This is a genomic window from Paenibacillus sp. R-74696, assembly GCF_055814915.1.
In genome coordinates this window covers 130819-143631 of record NZ_JBPULM010000025.1, presented here as the reverse complement: position 1 = coordinate 143631, position 12813 = coordinate 130819, and the positions used below count along the sequence as shown (strand labels likewise).

The 12813-nt window shown below is 41.5% G+C and carries 15 protein-coding genes; all 15 read left to right on the top strand.

Going from position 1 to position 12813, the window contains the following annotated elements; translation table 11 throughout:
• Positions 1-31 precede the first annotated feature (31 nt).
• Positions 32-724: a hypothetical protein gene (locus tag ACSR9A_RS08050; RefSeq protein WP_473756563.1), complete on the top strand. Its 693-nt coding sequence runs from the start codon at positions 32-34 to the stop codon at positions 722-724.
• A 35-nt stretch (positions 725-759) separates the two neighbouring features.
• Entirely contained in the window at positions 760-1014 is a 255-nt protein-coding gene (locus ACSR9A_RS08045; RefSeq protein ID WP_341281065.1) for a hypothetical protein, read from the top strand.
• Positions 1015-1143: 129 nt separating this feature from the next.
• Positions 1144-2499 (top strand): hypothetical protein, encoded by a 1356-nt coding sequence (locus ACSR9A_RS08040; RefSeq protein ID WP_473756562.1) that lies wholly within the window; start codon positions 1144-1146, stop codon positions 2497-2499.
• Between the two features lie 52 nt (positions 2500-2551).
• Positions 2552-2890, top strand: a complete 339-nt coding sequence (locus tag ACSR9A_RS08035) for a WXG100 family type VII secretion target (RefSeq protein ID WP_473756561.1) — start codon at positions 2552-2554, stop codon at positions 2888-2890.
• Positions 2891-2940: 50 nt separating this feature from the next.
• The gene (locus ACSR9A_RS08030; RefSeq protein ID WP_473756559.1) at positions 2941-4008 is read left to right on the top strand and encodes a hypothetical protein; all 1068 of its coding nucleotides are present in this window, start codon (positions 2941-2943) and stop codon (positions 4006-4008) included.
• 5 nt (positions 4009-4013) lie between these two features.
• A complete protein-coding gene (locus ACSR9A_RS08025; RefSeq protein ID WP_473756558.1) occupies positions 4014-4586 on the top strand; it encodes a hypothetical protein in 573 nt (190 codons plus the stop codon).
• A complete protein-coding gene (locus ACSR9A_RS08020) occupies positions 4587-5417 on the top strand; it encodes a hypothetical protein (protein ID WP_473756557.1) in 831 nt (276 codons plus the stop codon).
• Positions 5410-7257: a pilus assembly protein CpaF gene (locus ACSR9A_RS08015; RefSeq protein ID WP_473756556.1), complete on the top strand. Its 1848-nt coding sequence runs from the start codon at positions 5410-5412 to the stop codon at positions 7255-7257. The genes ACSR9A_RS08020 and ACSR9A_RS08015 overlap by 8 nt, the downstream gene beginning before the upstream one ends.
• Positions 7254-9335, top strand: coding sequence for a hypothetical protein (locus ACSR9A_RS08010; protein WP_473756555.1), 2082 nt, complete (start codon positions 7254-7256; stop codon positions 9333-9335). Before ACSR9A_RS08015 ends, ACSR9A_RS08010 begins: the two co-directional genes overlap by 4 nt.
• A gap of 13 nt (positions 9336-9348) precedes the next feature.
• Positions 9349-9849: a hypothetical protein gene (locus ACSR9A_RS08005; protein WP_473756554.1), complete on the top strand. Its 501-nt coding sequence runs from the start codon at positions 9349-9351 to the stop codon at positions 9847-9849.
• 36 nt (positions 9850-9885) lie between these two features.
• Complete coding sequence (locus ACSR9A_RS08000) at positions 9886-10395, top strand: hypothetical protein (RefSeq protein ID WP_473756553.1); 510 nt, start codon at positions 9886-9888, stop codon at positions 10393-10395.
• Positions 10396-10403: 8 nt separating this feature from the next.
• Positions 10404-10772 (top strand): hypothetical protein, encoded by a 369-nt coding sequence (locus tag ACSR9A_RS07995; RefSeq protein ID WP_473756552.1) that lies wholly within the window; start codon positions 10404-10406, stop codon positions 10770-10772.
• An 18-nt stretch (positions 10773-10790) separates the two neighbouring features.
• Positions 10791-11336 carry a hypothetical protein gene (locus tag ACSR9A_RS07990; RefSeq protein ID WP_473756551.1) on the top strand — a complete coding sequence of 182 codons (546 nt, stop codon included), beginning with the start codon at positions 10791-10793 and terminating at the stop codon, positions 11334-11336.
• Positions 11323-12297 (top strand): cysteine peptidase family C39 domain-containing protein, encoded by a 975-nt coding sequence (locus tag ACSR9A_RS07985; RefSeq protein WP_473756550.1) that lies wholly within the window; start codon positions 11323-11325, stop codon positions 12295-12297. Before ACSR9A_RS07990 ends, ACSR9A_RS07985 begins: the two co-directional genes overlap by 14 nt.
• A gap of 114 nt (positions 12298-12411) precedes the next feature.
• On the top strand, positions 12412-12702 hold the full coding sequence (locus ACSR9A_RS07980; protein WP_099517092.1) for a WXG100 family type VII secretion target: 291 nt from the start codon (positions 12412-12414) through the stop codon (positions 12700-12702).
• The last annotated feature ends 111 nt before the right edge of the window (positions 12703-12813 follow it).

Sequence of the window (12813 nt, the reverse complement as noted above, 5' to 3'; positions counted from 1 at the left end):
TGGGGCCAATCGATTTTATAGGTGGAGAATCATGGATATCATTAGAGAGACTTTTCAATTAAGTGAGTATGAACTTGTTTATCTAACCTCTTTAATCGGGGGAGCGGGTATTCCAGGGGTTAGCTTGAAGCTTGAATTTGAGTCAGATGGAGATATACGCAATGCGATGAACGCTCAACAGCGCTCCTTGGAAAATAAGCAGCTCATCGAAATTGATTTTGATGGCGTTGCTAAAGTTAATGCTACCTTGCATGAATTCATAGAGCTGGCGACCTCTTCAGTGAATTATTACAGCCAGTCTATTGAGCTTGGTAAGCGGACCGAGCGGGAAGTGTTTTATTTTGCAGCGGAGCCTTCTGTTTTCGGTATGCATTATGATGAGGAAAAACAATGTTATATCGTTAGAAAGTTTTATAGTTTGCAGGAGATACAAGTGGAAATAGCCGAGCGCTTCTCACTGGATGAGGAAGAAGTGCTCATGAACGAATCAAAGAGCTCTGAAGAAGTACAGGAGTGGCTTGTCGAGGCGATGGAAAAAGATGCGTTTTTAACAAAACTCTGCTTGTATGAGGTTTCAGGTGAAAACAGCGAGCTTGTCAGCTGGTTTGCTATTTTAAAAGAGGGAAAACAACTTTGGAGAATTGAGAAGGATGAGCATGAAAATTATGATCGTTCATTATTGAGCTTGCCAGCAGCCATTAACGAAATTTATTCATGGTTCTAACAGCTTAAAGTTGAAACCGTTAGGTGGTAAAACATATGCAAAGTGCAATCATCACTTTTATTATTAATTCGGGTCAAGCTGAAACCGTGCAAGACTTAGAAGTTTCGCTTGGCATAACACTAAAGCAATTGCTTGTCATTTTACAAACGGCTTATTTGTTGCCGGATCAGCATCAGTTTAAATGTGAATTTAGCTCTACGGGTGAAGAATGGAATAGCCTTGAAGAGGATGAACGACTGTCCAATGTTATTTTCGGAGATGGATCGCTTATCCGTATTATTTTAATTTAAATTTATTTTGTAGTGGAAGGAGGGTTTCTTATTAAAAAGATACATTTAGTCTGCGCTCCTGAGCTCACCATGCTGCTCTCGCGAACGCTAGAAAATGAAGGGTTCGTTATTTCAGGCAATCATGATAGCTTGAGTCAACTTATTCAGGGGTTGCGCTCGAAGGAAGTAGATTCATCAGCGACCATCATTATTCAGGGAGGAGCAGGGCTGAGAATTCCTGTTAACCCAGATGAGGTTGTAGCCTTAATGCAAGTTGTTCGAAAGCGGCTTAAATACACTAGACTTATTGTTCAATTGGATACTGCCTTGCAAAATGAGGTTGAATTTATAAGGGCCATGGTTAACATGGGCGTGCATGATCTTCAATTTACAATTGAATTTAAAAGCGATGATATTCTAAATTGGATCAAAGAGAAGAAAACAACCAGAGATTATTACAATATTTTAGGGAAAAAGAAATGGCGAATCCCCTTTATTCGTTCAGCTAGTCAAGATCAAGCTGGTCAAGGAGGGGGAGACAGTGCTAATCCGCCCCCGGATAACGCTACTTTGCAATCTTTAACAAGGCCTCAGCCTTCAAGTGCGCCGGGAGGAAGAGTGAATCCGTCTCCGACCCCATCTCCCTCTCACTCTCCGTCAGGCGGCATAAGAAATGAACAAAGCAGAATTAATTCAAATATAAGACCTAGAACAGAAAGCCCTTTGCCACAGCCAGAGGTGGAGCAAGATGAAGATATAGATGTTGCTCCTATATCCTCTGCAGAAAGAATTATGACAGGGAGTCACCTGCCTCTCATTATAGGGGTGTGTGGAGTTGGTGGTGAAGAGGATGTTGGTGCGGCGGCCTTTCTAATGGCATCAAGTTTGGCAAAGCTGGGTTGGAAGCCTTTAGTTTGTGGGGATGATCGACCTGAAATAAGCTCGCTAGAGGAAGTGGCTTTTGATGGTGAGAAGGAAGATTCCTCTTCAAATATGTTTGAGTATGAAGGAGTTACCTTCTACAGAAGAGGTTACATTTGGGATATATCGGAGCTAATGACTAGTGGCTTCACTCATATTATTTTGTGGGTGGATATTCATAAGGAACGTAGAGGCATAAGTGCCTTAGAGTTATGGTGGAATTCCCAAATCCCTATTATGGTGGGAAATGGGGCGATGTGGAAATATGAGCTTTTGAAGGAAAAGCTCAACACGCTGACGCCGCATGAACGCAAAAGATGCAGATTGCTTTTGGAAAAGGGACATCAGGATGTGCTGCGAAAGCTGAAGAAGGATTTTGCAGAAATTCAGGCGACGTTGCTTCCCGATCATGATGATCCGCTTTACCCAAGTGAAAAAGCAGTAGAATGGGCAAGTGGATTGCTAGGCAGTCAAAAGAAGCTATTCCGTAAGCCGGTTATTAATTGGATTATTATCGGATCCGTTATTTTTATTACCTTACTACTAGTGTTTATGGGAATAGCGATTGTTCCTGAAAGTCAGTAAAAGCTGCAATTACTCGATTCGTGTATTCATAAAATAAGGGGGAGGATGAACAATGGTTACTTCGATGCAGGTTAGTGGCTATAGTACCCAATGTACGGAGCTAATAAGAAGCGCTCAAGCATGCAGCAGTGAAATGAGCCAATCTATTAAAGGCATGACCTCCTACTGGAACGAAATGGGTCAAGCTCAATTCGCAGCAGAATGTCAAGGCTGGATTAAAGCTATGAATGAGGTTCAGCGGCAGCTTTCGCAAGTGCAGACAAGCCTTAATCAGTATTCTAGTCAATTGAAGCAAGAGGAGCTTGCTAAAGAACGTGAGGCAGCAAGGCAGCGTGAGCAAGAAGCTGCTGCAAAAAATGCTGCGAAAACAACAACTGTAAAGACTAAGTGATTCATCCTATACATAAATAGTTGTCAGACTATATAGATGGAGGTTGTAAATTGGCTGTACGTAGAAATAAGAAGATGATGAAAAATATCATCATTTCGGGAGGACTAGCTGCTCTATTAACATCCGGTGTGTGGTTTATGAGCTCTCGTTATTATAATGCCAAGCTAATCGATGAAAGATTCGCCTATGAACAACAGCTTGCTGAGCAGAATGAAGTTTTGGACAGGTATCGCGATCCCTCAAATAAGGCGTTTATTCTAGCTACTATGAAATATGCAGGCGAAGTCATTGAGGAAGATGATTTTATAGAAGATTTTCTTCCTGGGTTTGCTACACCGAGCAATTTAATTGTAAAGAAAGAGGATATTGTAGGTAAGCATTTGAAAATAGACGCGGAATATGGGACGGCTGTTACATTGGAAATGGTTAGGGATGCTGCGGAGCTTGACCCTTCAGAGCGCAAAGAGGAGAGCCAATATATTAAGCTTCCTCTAAAGGCGAAGAAACATGATGTTGTTGATATCCGAATTGTGTTTCCGAACGGTGAGGATTATATCATTGTAGCGAAAAAGAAATTGGAAGAAATTGATTTAAACAAGCAATATGCTTTCTTTAATGATACGGAAGAAGAAGCTGTAATGCTGCAAGCTGCACTAGTTGATGCTTATATTAATGATGCTGAATTATATATGAAGCAATATGTGGAGCCTGAGCTCCAACCGAAACCGATTGCTACTTATATTCCGAATATTGACGTTATTCAGTTAATTAGAACGAATCCAATGATAGTGGATCAAGCAAAATGGGATCTAACCGAAAGCATTCGACTGGATTTGGAGAAAAGACTGGCACTCATCAAGCCAGACGACCGATTTAGAATAGGGGCTAGCGCACCAATCGGAAGTGGTGTAACATCGCGAATTGTACAAGAAGGGGCCGTTGAAGTGCAAACGGATGATTCGCAATCCGTTAATGGCATTGTTGAACGAGTTGATACGGGCAATGGACAGGCAGAATCGTTTGAAAATGGCAATTCTATCGATCCAAATGTCGGGAAACCTACTCTAGATGATCAAACTTCTTCAGGGATAGACTCAGATGTATTAGGAGGACGATAAAAAGAATGAATGTTGTTGTGACTGGTGATTGTCTTAAGCATGACTTTATTCTAGCAGCAGCTGTGATGTTAAAGCTGCATACGGAGAAGCAAGTTGCAATTATTACGGATAACTCCAGAAACTATGATTATTTTGAAGGTGAAGTATCTGGAGTGATGATTGGAACGGTGGGGCAGCCGATACAGGCAGATATTATTTTATATGATTGGCATATGGATATCCCGGAAGAGGCTTCGGATGCAACGATTATCTTCGCCACTACTTACGAACGGAAGTCTATCGAGCATGTGGAGATGCTTTTAAGTAAGCAATTGATTCCGAGCGCCTTGCTCGTTATAGAAGAAGATAGCGTCTTGGATGTGAGATTTATTGAAAAGTCCTTTCCGATGATCATGTCCATTATTAGTTATATTGCAAGCTCCAAGCGAAAGATTGATTGGGTGCATGACGGACATATTACGATGAAGGTTGACTCGGATTTTGCGGATGCTATTAATGAGTTTTTAATTGAATTTTGTAACGTTCCAAAAGAAGACATGAAGAAGCTTTGGAAGTTTGCACGGAAATGGGGGAAATAAATGCTTGTAGCTTTCTGGGGACCTGTCCATGGACAGGTTCGAACGACCTCTAACATGATTGCTGCTGCTACCACGATAGCGCTTGATCATCATTTAAGAATTTTAATGACACATACCCACTTTGAGCGTTCAACCTTGGAGAAGGCGTATAGCAATTTGAGACAAACAAGCACCTCCTCCATATCCGCTGTTGGAATGGGGGCGATTGAGCGGCTCGTACAATGTGGGATGCTGACCGCTGAAGGAGTTAGGGACAATTCGGAGTCTATTTTGAAGGATAGGCTGGATTTAATAGCGGGTCCCTCTAATCAAGATGAGGATTCCTTGCGGCAGGTGCTTCCTCATATTTTTGAGACCTATAAACAGTTTTATGAATTGTTATTTATGGATGTTTCTTCGGGCACACGCAATGAAATGTCAACGTTAGTGATGCAGCATGCCGACCTAATTGTTATTAACTTGAGTCAAAATCGCTCAGTGCTTGATTCCTTTTTTGGAAAAGAAGATTGGCCCTCTGTGTTGAACGAAAAACCGGTCGTGTATTGTATTGGCTCCTACGAGCGAAACTCCAAAATGACAATAGAACGCATAGCAAGAGAGTATGGCATTAACAAGAAGCAGATCGGTTACGTGCCGCATAATGTGCGTTATATGGATGCGCAAAACGATCAAAATATTATTAATTATTTGTTGAAAGCAAGGATAGCCAAAAAAAGGTTTCTTGAGTTTAATGAGGATGCTTATTTCACCAGTTCTATACGTCATGTAGGGACGCAGATTCTTGGCGCTTTAAATATGTATACAACTGTGGAGGATGACGGCAATGATTAATTTTATTCTGATTGTCATTGTGATTATAGCTATTATCGGATTTATATATTTCTGGATGACGAAGCGGAACTCAAAGGAAGAGTCGGCTAACTATTTGAAATATGACATGAACGAAATTGTGGTGTTCATTAGGAAAGCTTTCGAAGAAATTATCGCTTCATCTTTATATGAAGGCAGTCCAGGAGTAGAAGAATACAACCGTAGGAAGGCGCGCAGGAGGGAACTGCAGAAGGCGCTGCGTTCCTGTATGCATGGTGACCTGTCAGCCAAGAAATTTGTAAAGCTTTATATGCGCGACCTGCTATTGAATACGTATGGTTTAAATGAGACTAATGTGAATACCGTCATTAGATTTGATTATATGGACAAGCTTAGCTCTCAGGATTGCTTTGAGATTTTATTGCATGTTTATCAAAAAGACCATCGCCAAGAGGCTTTTAATAAAATCATCGATAAATATAATCTAGACCAGCTCGTAAAGCTGGAAGATGGCTCTAAAGGTTATCGTATAACGGAGGAACAAATTCGCAGCATTTATCTGGCGGAAAAACCGAGGCTTACCTTTCAGGATAAAGTCGACATTATCGTACAAAGAGCCTATCAAATTTATAAAGGCTTGGGTGCTATTGATGAGCTCCGTGATCAGAATATAGACGGTATTAATGGCGGGACAAGCGGTATGCCTCCAGATGTCGTGCAAAATATTGATATTAATCATTATGTAAATCAGCAAAGATTTATTGCTCGATCTTATGATGCCATATGGATATTTTATCGGGGGAAATCCTTGCAGCTGGAGTTTCTGAGCTTTGGCTCCGAGCAAGAATTAAAGCGTGTTTGTCAAAATATTTATGGGTTTGGCAATCCGGGACAGCTCAATGAGGCTAGAGGCTACATTATTAACGATATGGCGGATGGCAGCCGGGTCGTTGTCGTCAGACCGAAAATGGCGGAAAGCTGGGCCTTTTTCGTTCGTAAATTCAATGATTCGCTTACTGATTTGGAAGAACAGATTAAGGATGAAGGATCTGAGCTCGTTATTAATATGCTCATTTATCTTATTTTGGGGCATCAGGTCACAGCTATAACCGGTCGGCAGGGTTCCGGTAAAACCACACTGCTTAAGGCTTTAATTAAATATATTTATGCTAAAAACATTCGGATTCAGGAGACATCGTTTGAAATTTGGGCGCGAAAAATGTATCCTCACAAAAATATTCTCTCCTTCAGAGAAACACCAACCGTTAGTGGGCAAGATGGGCTGGATGTTCAGAAAAAGACGGATGGTGCGGTTAACATTGTCGGTGAGGCGGCTACACATTCTGTCGTTAGTTATGTCATTCAGGCAGCACAGGTTGCTTCCGAATATACCTTATTCACGCATCATGGCAAAACATTAGCGAATTTGATTAATGCCCTTCGTAACAGCTTAATTGCTTCGGGCGCATTTTCCAATGAGAAAATAGCTGAAAGTCAGGTCGTTGAGGCATTGGGCTTTAATGTTCATTTGGTCCTTCGTTCGGGGAAACGGTTCGTTGAGCGTGTCACGGAAATCATTCCTGTCGATACCCAATATGAATATCCTAAAACGTATAAAGAGGCTGGAAATGTAACCGATAAGCTGGATGCTTTTATGGATACGATGACCGAATATTTTGGCCGCGTTACGGATCGACAATCCTATCAATATAGAGACGTGATTGTTTGGGAAAATGATAAATACGTGGTGAAGGACAGAATCACAGCGCGTAAAGCGGAAGAAATGCTCAAAAATATGGATCATGATGATGCCGAAAGCTTTAAAGCCTTTTTATTAGCCCATTGGGGGGAAGCGGCATGAGTTTGCAATCCATATTGCTGATCATCATTTTGATTTCAGTTGGTTTGCTTTTAGCCTTATTAGCTGTTTATGTATGGGTTCAAAACAAGCTGAAGGGCTCGCAGTATAAGGAACAGAGAAGATTAAAAGCATTGCTCCCTTCTAAGCCTAAAGAACGCAAATGGCTGGAGCTTGCGCTGGCTGCTTATCCTATATTGGACGAAATTCCTTTTGTGCGTAATGTGCTTCATCGCATGAGAGTGAGACTGACAGTTATTCATGCAGGCAATGACACGGTCATAAGAAGCCAAGCGGCTGCTCTGACTATAGGCATAATGGCTTGTGTGCTTTTGCTTAGTATTGTGTCTTTTTTATGGACCTCCTCTTGGTTCAGTCGAATGTCGATTGTGCTGGTATCCGTTTATTTAAGCGGTGTGCTGAGCGATATTTTTATTGGGCGCTTAAGCAAGCAAATTTTATATGATCAGTCTTCAATGATTTTGGATATTAGGCATCAGTACCATCAAACCCATATGGTATTGGTTAGTTTAGAGAATGCTGCAGAACGCTCAAAGCCGATCGTTGCAGAGCATGCGAGGCGAATCGCCAGCATATTAAGTGCTGTCGATCCCCAAGACGAGCTGCAGAAATATTATGATACGGCGCCAAATCGGTACATGAAGCAGCTGGCAGGTGTCAGCTACAAAATTGGCGAGTATGGCGATGTAGATATACACAAAGGCGAGAAATCCATCTATTTAGCGATGCTCGGAAATATTCGTGAGGAAATTCATCTGGATATTAATCGCAGAGAGCGAATTGACCGTTTATTGGCTGGTATTGTTTTTGTGGCCGTTTCGCCTATTTTTATGCTTGATCCAATCCGCAACTGGGCCGAAAGCATGTTTCCGATTGTATCAGATTATTATAATTCCGCTTGGGGCTTATATTCGCTAATCCTGCTCTACATCATTTTTGCAACCTCCTTTATTGCCTTGCGAATTTTAAAAGGGGTTGATGGAGATGCACAGGCGGTTAAAGACGAGGGAAAATGGCTAAATCGTTTGCTGAAGATTAAAGGAGTAAAGAAGTTGGTTGGACGGATTACGCCCGCCGAGCACGATTCTCTCCATTTAAAGGCGCTGAATAGACTGAAAGAAGCAAACTCATCGCTTACGATTCATGCCTATTATCTGCAAAAAATAATCGTTTCTGTAGTCGCCTTTTTGGTCATTATCGTATTCCAGGTTTCCATTCATCAGACGATCAAGCATAACGTGCTGGAGCCCAATATAGCCATTACTACAGGAGGAAATCAGCCTGAATCGCAAAGATTACTAAGCGAGGAACGTTACCGGTTTGAAAATTCACTTGTTGGCGAGCTGGTGGCTAAAGATGTTTCTCCGGATGAAGCATCAGCCTATATTTATAAAAATCTTCAAAATAAAAACTACTTGCCGGAGGGCTTGGATGAAGCAAAATACGCCGCTGGCCTTATGGAACGGGTAGAGGCATACAAGAGTGAATATTATAAATGGTATGAATTAATTATTGCCTTTTGCATAGCGCTGGCCTTTTTCTACGCTCCTGACGTCTACTTGGTTATTCGGAAGCAAATTAGGAAATGGGAAATGCAAAACGAGGTGGATGGATTTAATACACTGTCTATGATGCTATCCAATTTCCCGAATATTAGCGTGTATGAAATCATTGAGTGGCTTCATCGCTATAGTTATATTTTCGAAAGACAATTGCTGCGCTGCATGCTTGATTATGAGGCCGGAGCATGGGGAGCGATAGAGCAGTTGAAAGACGATGCGCGTTTTGTGCCATTGGAAAGGTTGGCAGATCGTTTGCAGGTTGCGGCAGATTTGATTCCTGTGAAAGAGGCCTTCGATGATATGGAAGCAGAAAGAGCCTTTGCTATGGATCAGCGCAAGGAACATTATGAGAAGACAATTAGTACGAAGAGCACACTGGGAAAAATGTTTGGCTTCCTGCCTATCCAGGCGACATTTGCTTTATATTTATTGCTTCCTTTTGCTTATATGGCGTTCCAACAGCTTAGTGATTTAACGATACTAACAAGCAAGATGTAGAGGAGGGAATTCGATGGAAAATATATCGGTATTCCTGAAAACAACGATATCCATACTTATTACGCTGGCGATTATTACATCCGGCATGTTTTTATGGAGTGCCTCGCAGCCGGTGCTGCAGCTTGCCAATGGACAGGCTGCTGCTCAGGCGAGAGAGTTAACAGAGCAGCAATACTCGGCGTACGACAATCAGCTCGTCAGCGGTTCGCAAATTGTAACCGCCTATCGACGATATGCAACGCATGAGGGGCTTGTCCTGTATGTTCAGTTTTATAAAAATGGGGCGTACACCAATTTCGGTATGAGGCCAGATGAAATATCGAGTGCCTGCAGAAATTTTAATTATTCGTCTGGGCAAGTTACGGAAGGTACCTCCTATAATTGTTATGCCGATGAGGATGATTTGACGAGCAGTTACAGCTCGTATTATATCTCTCCTCAGTCTCGGTTCCGGGCGACGCTGATTAAGGATGCGAACAACACGATTCAGGCTATTTATTTTCGATCGCAATAGTGCGAAATACCATTATATTTATAAAGGATGAGTGGAATGGAAAATATTTCAACAGGATTAAAGTGGGTTATTGGAGTTATCGTTACGATTCTCATTATAGCTGCGGCCGTCAGTATTTATCTTGTAATTAATGGATATTTTAACCGGGCGCAAGAGCAGACGCTCGCCCAGACGAAGCTGATTAATCAGGCAGAATTCAGCGGTTATGATAATAAAGACGTATCAGGACAGGATGTTATTAATGCTTCTACTCGCTACAGTGGCCGTCCTCAATTTTCTGTTTACATTGATACGGGTGAAAATAGAACGGGGTTTTATGCCAAAAATAATTACACAATTTGTTACTCAATTCCAACAGGATCAGATCTGTTAGTGGACTTATCTACAAAGGCATGTTCTTACGATACGAAAAGACAAGTGGATGTTTCAACTATGCAGGATCAAACGAATAGCGTTTATTATATCAACACCACAGCAGTATTTGTTTCAAAAACCTATAAAGATAAGAATGGAGAAGTCCGTTTAATAGAATTTTCTCAAAAGTAGGTTGATCCATGAACACAACACGTCAATTTTTATTCACCTTGTTTGCTTGGTTTCTCTTTATGATTGGCGGTTTTATCTTTTTGAAAAATGAGAGCAACCAGTTGGAGCAGCTGCCAATTCTTGACTCCACAACACCTTATGTATCTTCAGCTTTATATAAAGGTACAGGAAACCTGAATCAAATTAGCGGAGATCAGGTGATTGGCATGGTGCCTTTTGCTCTGAATGGCGAGTACACTTTATCGATTGATGGCATTAGGGTGGATGCTGACACGGATATTGAGGAAATCGATCTTCGAGGGGTGTCAGGATTAAGCTATACCTTATCAGTAACGAGAACGAATGGCCAAATTACAGCAGTTCGCGCCAGTCACTGATGGAAAGGAGGGACAAGTGTGGCTGACGCATTAAAGGGAATCGTGGTCGTCATTTTACTTGTATTTGCTTTCATTATATATCCTGCCTATCGCCAGTCGGAAAACGTTGAAGAGGAAATTAAGCAGCGTGCGAATGCGGCGGCCATTGAATTTGTGGACACGGTACGCTCGAAGGGCTATGTGGACTTGTATGATTATAAAATATTCCTCTCTTCACTGGACGCATCCTATGGCGTATTTGAGGTTCAGCTTGAATATTACAAAAAAAATCTGCAGCCAAACTATACAGACCCGAATGACTTTTCAACGTTTCAGAACAGCTTTAACGTTCGGTATGACGGATATTATACAAAAGAAATATTAAATCAGTTATACGGCAACGCCGCTTTGGCCGAGGACGATCCGAATCGCCGCTTTAATATGTTCGTCGGAGATTTGTTTAATGTGCGTCTTTCCCTTAAAGGGACGACGCTAGCATCTAATTTTCGAACCTTCTTATTTAAGAGTCAAAATGTACCCATCAACATCAAGTACGGGGGGATGGTAAGAAATGAGGCCCCTTAGCGTGCTGCTTCTATTTCTTGTGCTTGCTATTCCTCTAGTTGTTTTAAATGATGCCAAGCAAGATTTAGAGAGCTTTAACAAGGAAATGCATAGGCGATATACGAACGATTTTCAAGCTGCGGTTGATGATACGGGTGCGTATTTATCCCGTCTGGAATCACAGCAAACGACGGTATCAGTCAGATATCAGCAGGAAAAGCAATTAGATCTGGATCAAGAGATGATCAATGTTTTTTATGAAAATTTGGCATTAAAGTTTGGCATTGAAAATAATGCCGTAGCTATTCAAAACCTAAAGCTGCATATTCCTGCTCTAGTCATGATTCGTTATAACGGTTATGTCATAGTGACGCTGGATGACACGGCTAGCTATGAAGGGGGGCAGGAGTTGACTTCGGTTTTCTGGCCTGCACGCTCCTTTCTGTATCAGCTGCGAAATGGCAATACCATTTATTTCACTATGGATAACAACGCGCTTGTCTACGACAAGGGCCAAAATCGTTTTTATCAGGGTGACTATGAGTCTCTTAGTGCGCAGACGAATCTGGCCCCGCTTCTTACCATCGAGCAGTTTAAAGAGATCAGGCAAAGCACGATTACATCCTTGATTGAACAAGATATGGCGACGGCGATTAACAGGCATATGGAGATTGCTAAGCGGCTGGGGCTTTCTGTGCAGTTTACTTTGCCTAAAGGCATTGATCAGCAGTCAATCAAAGATATGGGATTTATGGCATTTATTCAAGGGTATCCTCTGCCTGGTGGGGAGCGCTTGGATGCTTATTCCTTCGCAGGCAGTGCGGTCGTTCAACGTAAGGCATGGGTGGGTACAATTGCTTCAAGTGGCAGACATAATGCTTATCCTGAGCAATGCGTGCCGTCAACTGGAATAACGGTAATTGAAACGATATACGATGCGGAAGAAGCAGTTAGAAAGGGTTATTTTTTAAATGAATGCTAAAACATAAAGAAAATATTTCAATTAAATAAAATAAAAGTGTAGATAAAAATGTGTTTATGTATTATAATACAAAAGAAGTAAAATAAGTAATTATATGAGAAGGAAGTGTTCATAATGGCAGAGGTTAGATTGAGTTATGACGGTTTGAAAGGTCAAGGCCAAAAGGTACATGGTCAAAAAGAGCAATTCGATGCTCTTCTGGCAAGTGTTATGGGCACGATCAATCAATTGGAATCCGTATGGAGCGATAAAGCGGCTAAAGATTTTATGGATCAGGTTCGCGGCATGGAGCCAACGTTTAAAAAGTTTGGTGAAGCTCTTGAAGGACTGTCCAAGCATATGATTAACGTTTCGAATAAATACGAAGAGCTTTCCAATAACGTCATCAGCTCTCAAAAATTCTAAATACTAGTTTTTAAAAATAGTGTTTAGACAACTCATGCAGATTATATAAAAATAGCTATGCAAAATTTGCATAGCTATTTTTATACTTAATTTGCTATAAGGAGGGGGAAG

Coding starts and splice junctions, on each gene's coding strand:
- ACSR9A_RS08050 (WP_473756563.1), top strand. CDS start 32: ATGGATATCATTAGAGAGACTTTTCAATTAAGTGAGTATGAACTTGTT.
- ACSR9A_RS08045 (WP_341281065.1), top strand. CDS start 760: ATGCAAAGTGCAATCATCACTTTTATTATTAATTCGGGTCAAGCTGAA.
- ACSR9A_RS08035 (WP_473756561.1), top strand. CDS start 2,552: ATGGTTACTTCGATGCAGGTTAGTGGCTATAGTACCCAATGTACGGAG.
- ACSR9A_RS08025 (WP_473756558.1), top strand. CDS start 4,014: ATGAATGTTGTTGTGACTGGTGATTGTCTTAAGCATGACTTTATTCTA.
- ACSR9A_RS08020 (WP_473756557.1), top strand. CDS start 4,587: ATGCTTGTAGCTTTCTGGGGACCTGTCCATGGACAGGTTCGAACGACC.
- ACSR9A_RS08015 (WP_473756556.1), top strand. CDS start 5,410: ATGATTAATTTTATTCTGATTGTCATTGTGATTATAGCTATTATCGGA.
- ACSR9A_RS08010 (WP_473756555.1), top strand. CDS start 7,254: ATGAGTTTGCAATCCATATTGCTGATCATCATTTTGATTTCAGTTGGT.
- ACSR9A_RS08005 (WP_473756554.1), top strand. CDS start 9,349: ATGGAAAATATATCGGTATTCCTGAAAACAACGATATCCATACTTATT.
- ACSR9A_RS08000 (WP_473756553.1), top strand. CDS start 9,886: ATGGAAAATATTTCAACAGGATTAAAGTGGGTTATTGGAGTTATCGTT.
- ACSR9A_RS07995 (WP_473756552.1), top strand. CDS start 10,404: ATGAACACAACACGTCAATTTTTATTCACCTTGTTTGCTTGGTTTCTC.
- ACSR9A_RS07985 (WP_473756550.1), top strand. CDS start 11,323: ATGAGGCCCCTTAGCGTGCTGCTTCTATTTCTTGTGCTTGCTATTCCT.
- ACSR9A_RS07980 (WP_099517092.1), top strand. CDS start 12,412: ATGGCAGAGGTTAGATTGAGTTATGACGGTTTGAAAGGTCAAGGCCAA.